This window comes from Vibrio hepatarius, assembly GCF_011806575.1.
GTDB classification, from domain to species: domain Bacteria; phylum Pseudomonadota; class Gammaproteobacteria; order Enterobacterales; family Vibrionaceae; genus Vibrio; species Vibrio hepatarius_A.
Map to the genome: position 1 here is coordinate 14,603 of NZ_JAATOO010000036.1, position 14,813 is coordinate 29,415.

Here is a 14,813-nt window from a genome sequence, read left to right on the forward strand (position 1 = left end):
ACGAGAGCCAAAACGAATTACTTATCCATGTGAACAACAGAGCGAATACTCTTACCTTCGTGCATTAGGTCAAACGCTTTGTTAACGTCTTCCAAGCCCATGGTGTGAGTAATAAACTCTTGCAGGCCAAACTCGCCCGCCATGTAGCGATTCACAATCTCAGGCAACTCAGAACGTCCTTTCACGCCACCGAATGCGCTGCCACGCCAAACTCGACCCGTCACCAACTGGAATGGACGTGTTGAGATCTCTTGACCCGCACCAGCCACGCCGATGATGACTGACTCACCCCAACCTTTGTGACAACACTCGAGCGCCTGACGCATCACATTGACGTTACCGATACACTCGAACGAGTAATCCACACCGCCGTCGGTCATATCGACGATCACTTCTTGGATTGGCTTGTCGAATGTCTGTGGGTTAATCACGTCAGTCGCGCCAAGTTGCTTCGCAAGATCGAACTTGCTTTCGTTGATATCGATACCAATGATGCGGCTCGCGCCAGCCATGCGTGCACCAATAATCGCAGACAGACCAATACCACCTAGGCCGAAGATCGCAACTGTCGCGCCCTCTTCCACTTTAGCGGTGTTCAGTACTGCGCCCATGCCGGTAGTGACACCACAGCCCAGCAGACACACTTCTTCTAGAGGTGCTTCTTTATTCACTTTCGCCAGTGAGATTTCAGGCAGAACCGTGTACTCAGAGAAAGTCGAACAGCCCATGTAGTGGTAAATCGTTTCACCGTTGATAGAGAAACGGCTAGTACCGTCTGGCATTAGGCCTTTACCTTGGGTTTCACGTACCGCCTGACACAGGTTGGTTTTACCTGACTTACAGAATTTACACTCACCACATTCAGCGGTGTAAAGCGGGATAACGTGGTCGCCCACTTCCACACTAGTCACCCCTTCACCAACCATCTCAACGATACCACCGCCTTCATGGCCAAGGATCGCCGGGAAGATGCCTTCTGGATCGTCACCAGACAGAGTGAATGCGTCAGTGTGGCAAACACCCGTCGCGACGATGCGAACTAACACTTCACCTTTCTTCGGCAGTTCGACATCCACTTCTTCCATTTTCAATGGTTCGCCAGCCGCCCATGCAACCGCCGCTTTAGACTTAATCGACTTTTGACCTGGTTTAATATCAAGTGCCATTGGATTTTCCTTTTCAAACGTAGGGTTAGATACAACGCAAGCTTTCGTCCACGCCGTATCTAAGTTGGTATAAGCGTAGCTGACGATCAATCTCATCGCTGCGTCGTTTTGTTGTTATCCATTTTAGGCACTTTCATATCGATGATAATCCCATCAAACTGAAAATGATTTTTACATATACGTAATAATGAAAAACCGAGCGGTCCGCCAGCTCGGTTTTAAATGAGGATAAAGGTAAGAAATCGTGCGACTAAACTAGGAACGTTCCGCGGCGCCACTGATACTGTAGCATCACGGCCAAAGTTATCCCTCTCATCGCCATAAAGCTCAGCATTGCCATCCATAGCGCGTGATTGCCCAGCCCTTCAGCAAGATAAAAAACCGCGAAAAAACTACAAGTCGAAAAGAACATGCCATTGCGCATCTCGGCCCCTTTCGTCGCACCGATAAAAATACCGTCGAGCAAGAAACACCACATAGAAACCAGCGGCATCGCCACCAGCCAAGGCAGGTATACCAACGCCAGTGTATGTACTGATGGGATATCCGTGATCAATCCGATCAGCGGCGATCCAAATAGTGCAAACAGCAGCGTCAACACCGTGCAAATAACCAAGCTCCAGAAAAACGTCCCCACGAGTGATTGGCTTAACTGTTGTCTGTCTTTCGCGCCGATCGCTTTCCCCACCATGGCTTCCATCGCGTAAGCAAAACCGTCCATGGCGTACGAAATCATCATCAAGAAACTCATCAACACCGCATTAGCCGCAACGATTTCATCGCCAAAGCTCGCGCCCTGAAAGGTCATAAAGGTAAAGGCAGCTTGCAGGCAAAGAGAGCGGAGGAAGATATCCCGATTGAGTTTTACAAAGCGGCTCAAGCCATGGCTGGTTGCTTTAACAAGAACGAAGGGAGAAGGAAGCTGACTTTGAACCCAGGTACGACAAACACACCATAGACCAAAACCCATCCCAGAGTAGTCAGCAATCACAGATGCCAATGCCGCACCTTCTACTTTCCAGCCCAAGCCGATGACAAACAAAATATCGAGCACAATATTGGTCACGTTGGCGATGATCACCATCCACATCGGTGCCTTGGCGTTTTGTGTCCCGAGCAACCATCCGAGCAAAACAAAGTTGATCAGTGCCGCTGGGGCGCTCCAGACCCGAATGGCAAAATATTGCTCGCCAAAGTGTTTCACTTCTTCGCTGGCGTCACTAAAGCTGAATACCCAATTGGAAACTAACGGATGGAGCAGCAGAAACAGCGCCGCAAAACCGATCGCCATGGTGATGCCTTGAGTCAACACCAGCCCTAGCTGGCGCTTGTTATCCGAGCCGTACGATTGCGCCGCCAAGCCAGTGGTCGCCATACGCAGGAAACCCAGTAGCCAAAAAGAGACGCTGATCATAGTGCTACCGAGCGCCACGCCGCCTAAGTACCAAGCGTGCTCAAGATGGCCGATCACCGCAGCATCCACTAAGCCTAATAGCGGTACAGTAATGTTGGACAGCACCATAGGAATGGCGAGCAGAAGAACTCGCTTATGCAGAGCTTTATCGGAAAGAGTTTGAATTATTTGCACGTGACTACTCGCTTTTATTGCAAGCGGTCAGTGTAGCGAGATCACCAGCGAAGCTGAACTACTACTGGTGTTAATCTTTGTCTCATCGGATGGATCTTGGTTATCCAGCGTTGCCAAAGTTTCCAACGACCACACTCTCGGTCGAGAGGCGAATAGGTTTTTACCCACCTTGCCCAGGGTAAGTACCCCAGCACCGCTTCTCTTGGTGCCTGATAACCGTGAGCATACTGAGCTGAACCCATTTTTTGCCCGAGCTTAGAACTGGATAGGTCACCCGCAAGAACAATGCAGGCTCTGGCACTCTCAAAATGGCAACCTAGCGCTTGGATAAACTTCGCGACTTGTCTTTTATTGCAGTCGAGCAACGCAAGCTCGCAAACAATCATCACAGGTGACTTGTCTGGAATCGGTAACGCATTCAACCAATCGATCTCATTCACGCTGCCGCACATATGGTGATAGCGTTCACTACGATGGAAGAGTTTCTGGCGCCACAATAGATTCTCCGTAACATCCAGCTCCAGCCAGTTACAACGGCCGTTATCCACGCGATAAAAACGCGTATCTAAGCCCGCTCCGACGTTGATGATCCAACCATCCGGATTGCGGCGAATAAACTGGGAGACTTGTTGGTCGCAAAGCTGAGTTAACGTGACGTGCAGGAGTTGCTTTTGATTGATGTCACCCGCGAGGCATTCTGGAGCGAGTTGACAACGTTGGCAGGCATACGCCGCGATAGGGTCATAAACCAAACCGTTATCGACGAGGCTTTCTCGGCTACGAAGCCATAAAGGCTGCAATAGATTTGCAGGGATTTGATAGCGATGTTGAGCAATTTTGTGGCTAGCGACCATTATCATCTTCCTTTCATAGCGACAAAGAAGATGATAATGAATATCAATTACAACATCAAGGCAAATGAGAGTTTATCTCATGTGAGGAATTACATCCAATCGGTGTTGCGAATGATACCGACCGCGAGGCCTTCAATAGTCAGGTGCTGGCAAGTCAGGTCGACTTTGATTGGCTCAAACTCTTCGTTCTCTGCGTGGAGCAGTACGGTAGAGCCTTTGCGCTCTAAACGCTTTACGGTTACGTCATCGTCAACACGAGCCACGACGACTTGACCATCACGCACATCTTGAGTTTTGTGAACCGCCAACAAGTCACCATCCATAATACCGATGTCTTTCATACTTTCGCCGTTTACGCGCAGCAGAAAATCAGCCTGAGGCTTAAACATACCAGGGTCAACTTGGTAGTGGGTTTCAACATGTTCTTGCGCAAGGATAGGTTCACCTGCCGCTACCTGACCGATAAGCGGTAGACCTTCGTCGTTTGCTGCGTCTTCGAGCAGAATACGAATACCGCGCGATGCACCCGGAATAATTTCAATCGCTTGCTTACGAGCAAGGGCTTTTAAATGCTCTTCGGCTGCATTAGCAGAGCGGAAGCCAAGTTCACGTGCGATCTCGGCACGAGTCGGTGGCATCCCTGTGTCATCAATTTTACTTTTGATCAGATCAAATACTTGTTGCTGGCGTGGCGTTAACGGCTTCATAAGTCACCTGTCTTTTTATACAGTTAACTGTGAGTATATCCAGTAATCTACAAAATGAAAAGACAATTGCTTATTTTTTGATTCACCACCAGTTTTCACCCAAGAAACACGATTTCTAGCCAGACATATCCGGTCACAAACATGGTGACCATAACCGCGGCGGAACCTAAATCTTTTGCCCTACCAGAGAGCTCGTGTTGTTCGCTACTAATACGGTCGATAGCGGCTTCAACGGCGCTATTAAGCAACTCCACCACCAAAACGAGCAGCACACTGACGATCAGGAGGATGCGTTCGACCTGCGTCACGTCGAGAAAGCACGCCACCGGAATCATGATTACTGCCAACAACAATTCTTCTTTGAATGCAGGCTCTGTTTGAAACGCAGCTTTCAGACCCTGACATGAATAGTGAGTTGCGTTTCGCAGACGTTTAAAGCCATGCAGTGATTTTCGTGGCACTAGAATCTCTTTTTTACGTTGATGATGTGGATCAAATCCGACGACATTGATGCATTCATGTTCAATTATAAGTAAAAGGTTCGACCAGTTTCTGATATCCTTGCAACCCTAAAAATATCGGCTTGATGTGCGCGTGGCTCTAACTGTTGAGTAAACGCGATATGAATAAGCTATTTACTATTTTGAGGCTCAGAAGCTTTATGTCTTCCGGACAATCATTTTCTAGTTCATTACTAAAACTGCCACTTTCAGTGCTGGTAAAAGGAACCGCGATTCCTGCCAACCCGATTGACGACCTTAGTATTGATATCAATAAGCCCATTTTTTATGCACTGCCATACCGTTCTAACGTTGATTTAGTAACGCTGCAAAAGCAGGTTGTAGGCTTAGGTCTGCCTGACCCTTTTGAACCTGTTGAAATTAATGGTAAGTCTTTTAAGCGTTTTGTCTTCACCACTTCACGCGAAACTGTGATGCGTAACGACCAAGACGTGCCAAGTGAATCTATTGCTCAGTTTTCTGAACTATTAGAGCTGCATAAGCACGACTCTGAGTTGGACGTGCAAGTCATCCCTACGACTGTATTGTGGGGACGTAAACCAGGCAAAGAGCACCAGAACAAGCCTTACTTGCAATCTCTTAACGGTCCGCAGAAAGCGAAAGCGGTTCTGTTGTCAGGGCGCGACTGCTTAGTGCGTATTAGCCCAGTGGTATCGCTACGTTACATGGCGGACTCTCACGGCACTGACGCATCTATCGCGCATAAACTGGCGCGTGTGGCTCGTATTCACTTCTCACGCCAGAAGTTAGCGGCTTCAGGTCCGAACTTGCCGAGTCGCCAGGCGCTGTTTAAGCGTCTGATGAAGTCCAAAGCGATTGAAAAAGTCATCGAAGATGAAGCGAAAGCGAAAAACATCTCGATTGAGAAAGCGCGCAAAGAAGCGCACGACATCATGGATGAAATCGCCGCAGACTTCTCTTACTCACTCGTCAGAAGCGGCGATCGTGTGTTGGGTTGGTTATGGAACCGAATCTATCAGGGTCTCAACATCAACAACGCGTCTACCGTACGTAAACTGGCGCAAGATGGCCACGAGATTGTGTACGTGCCGTGTCACCGCAGCCATATGGACTACTTGCTACTTTCCTATGTGCTTTATCACGAAGGTATGGTGCCGCCGCATATCGCCGCGGGGATCAACCTCAACTTTTTCCCTGCGGGACCGATTTTCCGTCGTGGTGGCGCGTTCTTTATTCGCCGTAGCTTCAAGGGCAACAAGCTGTACTCGACGATTTTCCGCGAGTACCTAGCAGAGCTGTTTGCCAAAGGTTATTCGGTGGAATACTTCAGTGAGGGCGGTCGCTCCCGTACAGGTCGTCTGCTACAAGCGAAGACAGGTATGCTGGCGATGACTATCCAAGCGATGTTGCGTGGTCTGAATCGTCCAGTGACCTTGGTGCCGGTCTACATCGGTTACGAGCACGTCATGGAAGTGGGTACCTACGCGAAAGAGCTACGTGGAAAGCGCAAAGAGAAAGAGAATGCAGGCCTAGTACTGCGCACCATTCGTAAACTGCGCAACTTCGGTCAAGGCTACGTGAACTTTGGTGAACCCATTCCACTTAACCAATACCTCAACGAAAACGCGCCTGAATGGACCAAAGACATCGACCCGATGGGTAGCAGCAAACCACAATGGTTGAACCCTGTGGTGAATGGTCTCGCAACTAAGATGATGACGCACATCAACGACGCAGCAGCAGCAAACGCATTGACCTTATGTGCGACGGCATTACTGGCGTCTCGCCAGCGCGCGTTATCACGTGACAGCTTGGTTAAGCAAATCGACTGTTACCTAGCCCTACTGCGCAATGTTCCGTACTCATCGACCTACACAGTTCCGGAAGAAGACGCAGAAGCGCTGGTCAAACACGCGGAGTCATTGGATAAGTTCGTTATCGAATCCGACAGCATGGGCGAAATTGTCTCGCTTGACCGCAACCAGTCGATCTTGATGACTTACTACCGCAACAACATTATTCATCTGTTGGCGCTGCCATCGTTGATCGCACAGATGCTGGTTCGCCATCAACAATTATCGCTGGTGCAAATCAAGCACAACGTGGCATTGGTGTATCCATTCTTGAAGCAAGAGCTGTTCTTGAGTATCGACGAAAGCAAGCTTGATGAATTAACGGAATCGTACATTGAAGAGCTTGCCCACCAAGGCATCGTCACTATCGACAGCGAAGAAAATGTCGCGATCAATCAATCCAATACTCAGGTACTGGTATTACTTGGTCGCACCATTACTGAAACTTTGCAACGTTACTCAATCGCCTTGAACCTGTTGGTGGCGAAGCCTGAGTTAGGTAAATCTGACCTTGAACAAAAGAGTCAAGATATTGCCCAGCGTTTAGGCCGCCTGCACGGCATCAATGCTCCAGAGTTCTTTGATAAAGGCGTGTTCTCAGCGATGTTTACCACGCTGAAACAACAAGCTTACTTAGATTCAGACGGCAACTGCGATACGCACAAGAGTAAAGCTCTGGCGGAGCTGCTCTACTCTATGCTTTACCCTGAAGTACTACTGACGATTAAAGAAAGTATCTACCAGGCCACTGAGCTAGAAAACAAATAAGCAAAAAGGGCATCCATCGGATGCCCTTTTTATTGGATTAGATTCTAGCTAAAGGAACGCGACCAACAGCCCTATCGCAATGATCATTCCCACGTAGTTGTTGTTTAGAAACGCTCTGAAACATAAATCCCGTTCGCGGTGACGAATCAAGTGTTGCTGGAAAACAAACAGCGCGCCCGCGACCAGTAAGCTCCAATAGTAACTCGCACCGAGTTGATACCAAATACCTAAGTAAATCAGCATCGCTAACGTGACCAGTTGCAACACGCCAATAATCATCTTATCCAAGCGACCGAACAGAATCGCGGTCGATTTAATCCCAATTTTAAGGTCATCATCGCGATCAACCATCGCGTATTGAGTGTCGTAGGCGATGGTCCAAATCGCATTGATAACAAACACAAACCACACCATCATCGGCAGTTCATTGGCTTGTGCCGCCCACGCCATCGGAATCGACCAACTGAAGGCTAAGCCTAAGAACAGCTGAGGTAGATGGGTAAAGCGCTTCATAAACGGGTAGATAAACGCAAGCACAATGCCAGCAAAAGACAGTTTGATCGTCAATGGGTTCATCGTCAGAACCAGTAAGAATGATGCGACGCCCAAGACAAGAAACAGCGCGATCGCTTCTTTGGCACTTACACGGCCAGAAGGTAACGGGCGCTGGTGAGTACGCTTAACGTGGCCGTCGACTTTGCGATCAGCGAAATCGTTAATCACACACCCTGCCGCACGCATGAAAATGACACCAAGAATGAACACCACCAGCACCTTTAAGTCTGGCATGCCTTCCGCTGCTAAGATTAATGCCCAAAACGTTGGCCACAGCAAAAGCAAAGTGCCAATGGGTTTGTCCATACGCATCAGTTGCCAAAAAGCGCGAGCTTTATCAGCAGTCATTCATGTTCTCCTTGGTATACATAGGTGCGGTCGGTAAAAACAGTTCAGCCACCAACATGGGCTTGTGATTCATCCACAGCCTAGAGCGACGCGCCAACATCTTGCCTTGTGGGGTGTCAGCCCAACCTACCTGCAACGCATCTCGCTTCACATTCTCGGCACTAAATACGGTTAACCCCAGTGGGATATCGCCCTGCTGAGACAAATCATATTGCTGATCTTGCATCGAAGATTGTGGGATCAAGGTGCGACCTAATACCCAAGCTTCCCCGTCACCTTTTAAAACCACTTTTCGTAACAGACACGATTCATTCGCCAGCAACGCCACCTCTTGAAGGTTGAGTTTCTCGGCGCGGACAATTTTATTGTGCACAAGATCGACCGTTAACTGCTGGCAATACGAGTTAAGCAGGCGTGATAACGACCCTTGTTCTTTTACCCATCGTTCAGCGTTCGGACTCGGAAAATTAAACTCTGCTGGATTTTGCCAATCTACTTGGCGAAGCGCAGATAAATAAAGCGCAATCGATTGATTCATACTAGTATTCAATAAGTCGCCTTATCGTCGTACAATAAAGCTTCGATTTGAAGTGTTAACCACCCCATCGAGTACTTAACGCATTTTTATTACAAATAGAAGCTCTATTGTAACAAGACTCTGGCGATTCGAGTATCGTGATTGGAAGAAAGAAAAGTTATAAATATGATTAAACGTTACCTAGCCCAAATATTTGTCGTTTGGGCAATGTTGATTAGCCTTCCAGCGATGGCCGAGGAAGAGCAAGAGTCCAAGCTAGCTTACTTCACGCTTGAACCCGATTTAACTACCAACTTTTACACCAAAGGCAAGAAGCTCGGCTACATCCAAGTCCGTATTGATGTGATGGTCGCCAGCGAAGCCGATTTGGCCGTGATTGAACTGCACCAACCGTTGATCCGTGATGCGGTCATTGAACTGCTGGGTCAGCAAAGCGAAGATACGATTACCTCTCTCGCTGGACGTGAAGATTTGCGCAAGACATTGGTCGAGTCGCTCAACGCGACGTTACTGCCTGAAACGGGCAAAACCATTATCGCGGATTTACTCTTCACTAAGTATCTATATCAGTAAAATACAACACGAATAAAAACAGCGGCTTGAGCCGCTGTTTTCTTATCTGTGCTTCGCTTTACTGGCGTCGAGTAATCCCATCGCAACCCCCGACAGCAAACCAACTAAATGCGCGGTATTGGCAATCGCCATAAACGGCTGAAGAAAACCGAGCACCAACCACACCAACATAAAGCCGATGACCGGTTTTGGCATGCTCAAACCAATCTGCGGAGCCTTATAGCCAAGCATCCATAGATAGCCCACCAGCGCGTAAACCACACCTGACAAACCACCAAAATTGGCCCCTTCTACCCAGAACTGTCCGGCACCAGAAAGCGCGGCTGAAACCACAAACAACTGTACCAGCTTGCCAGTCCCTAGTCGTTGCTCGATATCCCCACCCAATTGCCACCACCACAGTAAGTTAAATGCGATGTGCATAACAGAGAAGTGCAGCACAGCGTGGCTGACCCAACGCCATAACTGCCATTCTTGACTGGCAAATGCTGGGAAGTGAAGCAAGTTAAACACTGCATCACCAGCACCAATTTGCAACAAGATAAAGATCACTGCACACACTGTCATGATCGCCAGTGTGAATACGCCCGCTTTGGCTTTCACCATCGCCAACATACTCGGCGAGCGATAGCTGAATTGGCTAGTGCGCGTATCGGCCATATCCCAAGACGCGGCTTGGTATTTCGTCGCGGTTGGGTTGGCTAAAAAATGCTTGAGCTCAGCCTCTACTTCGAGCTTATGCTGTTCATCACTGAGCCATAACGCAAACTGACCACCGCCCTCTGGCATCATTTGAATATCAATATGATGCGACGCCATATAATCAATAAATGCCTGCGCCATTCTCGGGTTTGCTAACGTGATCAGTCTTACCATAATGATTACCTAAGGAGTGTTGGATTCAATCGGCAGATCTGCTCGATGCCAAGCTTCAAAGCCACCATCCACACTATACACCTGCTCAAAGCCTTGGTTAACCAAATATTGAGCTGCGCCTTGACTGCTAATGCCGTGGTAGCACATCACTAAAACCGGTTGTTCGAATTCCACTTCATTCATAAAGCTCACAATCGAATCATTGGTTAAATGAAACGCCGACTTTGGGTGCGCTACGGCAAAAGATTGTGGGTCACGAATATCAACTAAACGCGCTTCGCCTTGTTCTAACAGGGCTTGTGCCGCGGTGACATCGATGTGTTGAAACTGGTCCATTTACTGTCTCTCTAGTACTTCATTATTTTGCTGGCATTGTAACCTATCCAATGCTCACAAAGTACACGGGGTTAATAAGGTTATCCACCAGCGTTTGAATTTTCACCATCTGTGGATAATTTTGTGGATAGCGTTGATAAAGTGGTTGTAGAAAATTAGATCTACTATATGTAGTGATGATCCTTACTTTTTTGTGTGTAATAGAAAAACTATCCCCACCGAAAAAGCACCGCTAATGCCTTTATTCACCCTGCTTGCTGACATATAGCGAATAAATTCCTCACAGAGTTACCCACAGGCAGGCGTACAAAAAACGATCCCACAGACTCATCACAAAAGCATTTATCCGATCACAAATAAAAAAGCCGAGATCAAATGATCTCGGCTTTTTTAAATTCGATTTAGCGCAAGGTCTAGAAGTCACCCACCGCTGTTTTCAACTTCTTCATCGCATTCTTCTCTAGCTGACGAATACGCTCTGCAGAGACACCATACATTTCTGCCAACTCTTGCAGCGTCGATTTGGTATCGTCTAACCAGCGAGAACGAACGATATGTTGGCTACGATCATCTAAGCTAGCCAGCGCTAGGCTCAGGCGATTGTTGGTGTGCGCTTCCCAGTTCGCCGCTTCCACGCTCTCAGCGAGATCAGAAGACTTGTCTTCTAAGTACAGCATTGGCGCGGTGTATGAAGTGCCTGTTTCATCATCATCGGTTGGCATCTCGAATGCGGCATCTTGAGCAGCAAGACGAGATTCCATCTCACGCACTTCAGAAGGTTCTACACCTAGCTCTTTTGCAACCGTTTCGATTTCACCGTTGTTGAACCAGCCTAGACGCTTCTTCGACTTACGTAGATTAAAGAACAATTTACGCTGAGCTTTGGTTGTCGCAATTTTTACGATTCGCCAGTTACGTAATACGTACTCGTGAATCTCTGCTTTAATCCAGTGCACAGCAAATGACACAAGACGAACACCAACTTCTGGGTTGAAGCGTTTTACCGCTTTCATCAGACCGATGTTACCTTCTTGAACTAGGTCTGCCATTGGCAGGCCATAACCAGAATAACCACGTGCAACATGCACGACAAATCTCAGGTGCGAAAGGATCAGACCTTTTGCCGCCTCAATTTCACCGTCATAATGCAATCTTTCGGCAAGTTCACGCTCCTCGTCAGCGGTCAGCATTGGATAGCTGTTCACTGTGCGGATATAGCTGTCTAGGCTATCTTGTGTAACTACTGCCATTGGATACGCTTGGTTAGCCATTCAATTCCTCATCAATCTCTGATCTGGAGTATTTTTTAACCCATCAATCTTGAACGTAAAATGAACACGATTCAAGCAGGGAAAGTAATTATGCATAAACAAATTGTTTACACAAGTGAGAAGTATACGGTAGCGTCTACTTTTTTCAATAGTATGACAAGCCCAAATTAAACTGGTTCAATTTCTTTTAGATGACGCTGCGCAGAGACGCGCGCCGCTAGGCAACCTAAGAAAGTACCGAGCATCAGCAGTAACAAGCTTTCGTCCCAACTCAAACCAATCAATCGGAAGCGACTATCATAAAGCAATGCCAGCTTCTCAACACTGTGGTTAAGTAGAATTGTGATAACCGCTGTAACAATCCACGCAAACAGCGCACCCAGCAAACCAAACCACATTCCTGAGTATAGATACGGACGTAAAATATAGCTGTCGGTGGCACCAATCAGCTTCATAGTCTGAATTTCGTCTTTGTTTGCCAACACGTTAAAACGCAAGGTGTTACCGACGATCAAAAATACCGAACCGAGCATCAAAATTGATAACGTCACCACGATGCCACCAACAAGATTCTTGATAGCGTCCAACCGTGTCAGCCAGTCTTCGTCTAAACGCACATCGGTAATGTCCTGCTCCGCACGTACTTTGGTCGCGAGCTGCTTTATCGCCTGATTGTCTTCAGTGCTCGGGGTAATAATCAACACCCCTGGTAGGGCGTAATCATCGAGTAAAGAAATCGCGCGATCAAAACCAGAGTACTGGCTTAGATCGTCTAAACCTTGCTGCGGCGAAATGTATTCAACTTTCGCCACTTCCGCCAAGCTCTCAAGTTCATCTTTGATCACCATAATGCGCGCTTCTGGCGTTTGCTCAGCAATGTAGCCACTGACTTGCGAAGGACTGGTGACGTGTTCAGAGGCAACCGCTAGGTTTTTACCCAGTAGATACAACGCTGCAGGCATCGCCAACGCCATTGAAATCACCGCCAAGGTTAAGATATTGCCAAGCGGGCGCACCATCAAAGCTTGTAACGACGCTTTCGCTTGCTTGTAGTGTACTGTTAGGTAGCTATCTCGCTTCACTCGCGTGGCAGCACGTTTGGGTGCTGCTTTGGTTTGACGTTTACGCACATTAACGACCATAGTCTTCTACCTCACTTAAAAAGCCTTGGTTAAGCTCAAAATGGCGATACTGTGGGCGAGTGTTTACTAACTCGATGTCGTGCGTGGCTAGAAGGATGGTCACGCCAGCTCGGTTAAATTCTTCAAACAGATTGAGCACACGGGTCGACAGCTCTGGATCAAGGTTACCGGTCGGTTCATCAGCCAAAAGCAAGGTTGGACGATTCACCACCGCACGAGCAATACCAACGCGCTGCTGTTCACCACCGGAAAGCTGGCTCGGCAGACATTTGGCTTTATCGAGCAAATCGGTTTTATCTAATGCGGCACTGACGCGACGTTTGATTTCGTTTTCAGGTACAGACTCAATGCGCATTGGCAGTGCGACGTTGTCGTATACCGAACGGTCCATTAACAGACGATGATCCTGAAATACAATGCCGATATTGCGGCGCAAAAACGGAATGTCTTTGCTAGGGATACGGGTGATATCGTGCTCATTAAAGCTGATTTTGCCGTCGGTAGGACGTTCAATCGCACAAATTAACTTCAGTAACGTACTTTTACCCGCACCAGAGTGACCACCTAAAAAGGCCATCTCACCACGACGGAGGTGAAAGTCGACTTTTTGCAATGCTTGTCGACCACCACGGTACGCTTTACTTACTTGCTGAAACTTTATCACCCGTCTTTCCTCTTACCGAGTCGCGATTAGTCTTCGCGGCTAAACAGTGCTTCAATAAACTCTTGTGTTTCAAATGGACGTAAATCGTCGATGCTTTCACCAACACCAATGTAACGAATTGGAATCTGGAACTGATCCGCTAGCGCGAAAATCACACCACCTTTGGCCGTACCATCCAGCTTGGTCAGCGTGATACCTGTCAAAGGCGCTACATCGCTGAACAACTTCGCTTGGCTGATCGCGTTCTGGCCTGTACCGGCATCCAGGGTCAACATGATTTCATGCGGCGCCGAATCATCGACTTTCTTCATGACGCGGACAATCTTACGCAGCTCTTCCATCAAGTTAGATTTGTTCTGCAAGCGACCGGCGGTATCTGCGATCACAACGTCCACGCCTTTTGCTTTCGCAGATTCGATCGCATCGTAGATTACCGATGCACTGTCTGCGCCAGTGTGCTGAGCGATCACAGGCACGTTATTACGTTCACCCCACACCTGAAGCTGTTCTACAGCTGCTGCTCGGAACGTATCACCTGCCGCCAGCATTACCGACTTGCCTTCTGCTTGGAACTGCTTCGCCAGCTTACCGATAGTGGTGGTTTTCCCCACGCCATTCACACCGACCATCAAAATAACATAAGGTGTTCTGGTTTTGTCGATGACCAATGGTTGCTCTACTTGAGAGAGGATTTCAGCCATCTCTTCTTTTAGTAGGGCGTACAACGCTTCGCCGTCTTTAAGCTGCTGACGCGATGCTTTTTCGGTCAGGTTCTCGATGATCTTGAGCGTGGTGTCCATGCCAACATCCGCGATAAGCAGTTGCTCTTCCAACTCTTCAAACAGGTCATCATCGATCTGCTTACCTTTAAATAGGCCAAAGAACCCTGCGCCGATATTGGCTTTAGTACGAGCCAAGCTACGCTTAAGACGCGCAAAAAAGCTTTCGGTTGGTTTTTCCTGTTCGACCACTCGTGGCTCGGGTGCAGGTTGCGGTTGCGCTTCTTCCTCAACCACTTCTGCTTCTGCTTCTGCTTCTGCTTCTGCTTCTGCTTCTGCTTCTGCTTCTGCTTCTGCTTCTGCTTCTGCTTCT

General features: G+C 48.1%; 15 protein-coding genes. 2 read left to right on the forward strand and 13 right to left on the reverse strand.

Translation table 11 applies throughout. The features are described from left to right. Nucleotides 1–17: 17 nt before the first annotated feature. The 5 genes from HCZ42_RS20005 to HCZ42_RS20025 form a co-directional block, all read right to left on the reverse strand. Nucleotides 18–1,166: an S-(hydroxymethyl)glutathione dehydrogenase/class III alcohol dehydrogenase gene (locus tag HCZ42_RS20005; protein WP_167422476.1), complete on the reverse strand. Its 1,149-nt coding sequence runs from the start codon at nt 1,164–1,166 to the stop codon at nt 18–20. A gap of 250 nt (nt 1,167–1,416) precedes the next feature. Next, a complete protein-coding gene (gene dinF / locus HCZ42_RS20010; RefSeq protein WP_167422464.1) occupies nt 1,417–2,754 on the reverse strand; it encodes an MATE family efflux transporter DinF in 1,338 nt (445 codons plus the stop codon). A gap of 41 nt (nt 2,755–2,795) precedes the next feature. After that, nucleotides 2,796–3,608, reverse strand: coding sequence for a class I SAM-dependent methyltransferase (locus tag HCZ42_RS20015; RefSeq protein WP_167422465.1), 813 nt, complete (start codon nt 3,606–3,608; stop codon nt 2,796–2,798). 89 nt (nt 3,609–3,697) lie between these two features. Then, a complete protein-coding gene (lexA, locus tag HCZ42_RS20020; RefSeq protein ID WP_053410684.1) occupies nt 3,698–4,315 on the reverse strand; it encodes a transcriptional repressor LexA in 618 nt (205 codons plus the stop codon). 95 nt (nt 4,316–4,410) lie between these two features. Beyond that, entirely contained in the window at nt 4,411–4,776 is a 366-nt protein-coding gene (locus HCZ42_RS20025; RefSeq protein WP_167422466.1) for a diacylglycerol kinase, read from the reverse strand. A 200-nt stretch (nt 4,777–4,976) separates the two neighbouring features. On the opposite strand from HCZ42_RS20025, the gene plsB reads away from it, so the two are divergent. Then, nucleotides 4,977–7,418, forward strand: a complete 2,442-nt coding sequence (gene plsB / locus HCZ42_RS20030; RefSeq protein ID WP_167422477.1) for a glycerol-3-phosphate 1-O-acyltransferase PlsB — start codon at nt 4,977–4,979, stop codon at nt 7,416–7,418. Between the two features lie 48 nt (nt 7,419–7,466). Here the strand turns inward: plsB and ubiA are convergent, their stop codons facing one another. Beyond that, the gene (gene ubiA / locus HCZ42_RS20035) at nt 7,467–8,321 is read right to left on the reverse strand and encodes a 4-hydroxybenzoate octaprenyltransferase (protein WP_167422467.1); all 855 of its coding nucleotides are present in this window, start codon (nt 8,319–8,321) and stop codon (nt 7,467–7,469) included. Then, nucleotides 8,311–8,859, reverse strand: coding sequence for a chorismate lyase (locus HCZ42_RS20040; RefSeq protein ID WP_167422468.1), 549 nt, complete (start codon nt 8,857–8,859; stop codon nt 8,311–8,313). The genes ubiA and HCZ42_RS20040 overlap by 11 nt, the downstream gene beginning before the upstream one ends. Nucleotides 8,860–9,024: 165 nt before the next feature. Between HCZ42_RS20040 and HCZ42_RS20045 the strand changes: the two genes are divergently transcribed. Then, the gene (locus tag HCZ42_RS20045) at nt 9,025–9,432 is read left to right on the forward strand and encodes a flagellar basal body-associated protein FliL (RefSeq protein ID WP_167422469.1); all 408 of its coding nucleotides are present in this window, start codon (nt 9,025–9,027) and stop codon (nt 9,430–9,432) included. 42 nt (nt 9,433–9,474) lie between these two features. Here the strand turns inward: HCZ42_RS20045 and glpG are convergent, their stop codons facing one another. From glpG to ftsY, 6 genes are all read right to left on the reverse strand, one after another. After that, complete coding sequence (gene glpG / locus HCZ42_RS20050) at nt 9,475–10,308, reverse strand: rhomboid family intramembrane serine protease GlpG (protein WP_167422470.1); 834 nt, start codon at nt 10,306–10,308, stop codon at nt 9,475–9,477. 9 nt (nt 10,309–10,317) lie between these two features. Next, a complete protein-coding gene (glpE, locus tag HCZ42_RS20055) occupies nt 10,318–10,644 on the reverse strand; it encodes a thiosulfate sulfurtransferase GlpE (protein WP_167422471.1) in 327 nt (108 codons plus the stop codon). 413 nt (nt 10,645–11,057) lie between these two features. Continuing rightward, the gene (gene rpoH, locus HCZ42_RS20060) at nt 11,058–11,915 is read right to left on the reverse strand and encodes an RNA polymerase sigma factor RpoH (RefSeq protein ID WP_167422472.1); all 858 of its coding nucleotides are present in this window, start codon (nt 11,913–11,915) and stop codon (nt 11,058–11,060) included. Between the two features lie 167 nt (nt 11,916–12,082). Continuing rightward, on the reverse strand, nt 12,083–13,057 hold the full coding sequence (gene ftsX, locus HCZ42_RS20065; RefSeq protein WP_167422473.1) for a permease-like cell division protein FtsX: 975 nt from the start codon (nt 13,055–13,057) through the stop codon (nt 12,083–12,085). Next, nucleotides 13,047–13,721 (reverse strand): cell division ATP-binding protein FtsE, encoded by a 675-nt coding sequence (gene ftsE / locus HCZ42_RS20070; RefSeq protein WP_167422474.1) that lies wholly within the window; start codon nt 13,719–13,721, stop codon nt 13,047–13,049. The genes ftsX and ftsE overlap by 11 nt, the downstream gene beginning before the upstream one ends. Before the next feature lie 26 nt (nt 13,722–13,747). After that, on the reverse strand, nt 13,748–14,813 hold a 1,066-nt coding region (ftsY, locus tag HCZ42_RS20075), incomplete at its 5' end, for a signal recognition particle-docking protein FtsY (protein WP_167422475.1).

What these genes read in the sequence shown, in the direction of transcription:
- HCZ42_RS20005 (WP_167422476.1), bottom strand. Translation starts at nt 1,166, where the DNA reads ATGGCACTTGATATTAAACCAGGTCAAAAGTCGATTAAGTCTAAAGCG.
- HCZ42_RS20015 (WP_167422465.1), bottom strand. Translation starts at nt 3,608, where the DNA reads ATGGTCGCTAGCCACAAAATTGCTCAACATCGCTATCAAATCCCTGCA.
- lexA (WP_053410684.1), bottom strand. Translation starts at nt 4,315, where the DNA reads ATGAAGCCGTTAACGCCACGCCAGCAACAAGTATTTGATCTGATCAAA.
- plsB (WP_167422477.1), top strand. Translation starts at nt 4,977, where the DNA reads ATGTCTTCCGGACAATCATTTTCTAGTTCATTACTAAAACTGCCACTT.
- ubiA (WP_167422467.1), bottom strand. Translation starts at nt 8,321, where the DNA reads ATGACTGCTGATAAAGCTCGCGCTTTTTGGCAACTGATGCGTATGGAC.
- HCZ42_RS20040 (WP_167422468.1), bottom strand. Translation starts at nt 8,859, where the DNA reads ATGAATCAATCGATTGCGCTTTATTTATCTGCGCTTCGCCAAGTAGAT.
- HCZ42_RS20045 (WP_167422469.1), top strand. Translation starts at nt 9,025, where the DNA reads ATGATTAAACGTTACCTAGCCCAAATATTTGTCGTTTGGGCAATGTTG.
- glpG (WP_167422470.1), bottom strand. Translation starts at nt 10,308, where the DNA reads ATGGTAAGACTGATCACGTTAGCAAACCCGAGAATGGCGCAGGCATTT.
- glpE (WP_167422471.1), bottom strand. Translation starts at nt 10,644, where the DNA reads ATGGACCAGTTTCAACACATCGATGTCACCGCGGCACAAGCCCTGTTA.
- rpoH (WP_167422472.1), bottom strand. Translation starts at nt 11,915, where the DNA reads ATGGCTAACCAAGCGTATCCAATGGCAGTAGTTACACAAGATAGCCTA.
- ftsX (WP_167422473.1), bottom strand. Translation starts at nt 13,057, where the DNA reads ATGGTCGTTAATGTGCGTAAACGTCAAACCAAAGCAGCACCCAAACGT.